Source organism: Microbacterium sp. MRS-1 (assembly GCF_000585455.1).
Classification (GTDB): domain Bacteria; phylum Actinomycetota; class Actinomycetes; order Actinomycetales; family Microbacteriaceae; genus Microbacterium; species Microbacterium laevaniformans.
In genome coordinates, this window is record NZ_JAUF01000136.1 from 1 (window position 1) to 576 (window position 576).

Annotated in this window: 1 protein-coding gene; it reads right to left on the reverse strand. The window is 61.6% G+C overall.

Annotation, left to right across the window (positions count from 1 at the left end):
* A partial coding sequence (locus AS96_RS14830) for a glycosyltransferase family 2 protein (RefSeq protein WP_197017326.1) occupies nt 1-468 on the reverse strand: 468 nt, incomplete at its 3' end.
* Between the last annotated feature and the right edge of the window lie 108 nt (nt 469-576).

Consider the following 576-nt stretch of genomic DNA (forward strand, 5'->3'; position numbering starts at 1 on the left):
TCCCGCGCAACTCGCGGCGGCTGGCCACCCCGCACCTTCTTGATCAACACGCCCTAGGCCCCCGGCATCGACCTCGAGAAAGTCGCTAGCGACGAACGCGGCCTCTGGATGCGCGCGCAGCGCACCGATCTGGGTTGCGACACGCGCTGGCAGCATCCAGTCATCGGCGGAAATGTGAAGGAGGTATGGCGTCCTCACGAGATGCAGGGCGTCGTTGAGGGAGCGACACAGGCCTTTGTTCTCCGCATGTGCCAGCAGGGTCACGTCCTTCAGATGCGTGGCGACCCAATGTCGGATCACCGCGACGGAATCATCCGTCGACAGGTCGTCAACGACGATCACCGCACCCGGAACCTCCGTCTGCAGGAATACAGACTCCAGACACTGCTCGACATAAGAAGCGTGATTGTAACACGTGATGATGACCGTCGTATCGCGCGCTGTGGCGGTTTCGTCGAATGTCGACACGAGCTCCTCAGTCAAGTCGCGCAACCCCCTCTGTCACGATGACGGTGCCACCCTGGAACGTCTGCGTGTAAGACGACCCAGATACGGCCGGACTGCTCGTCGGATAGC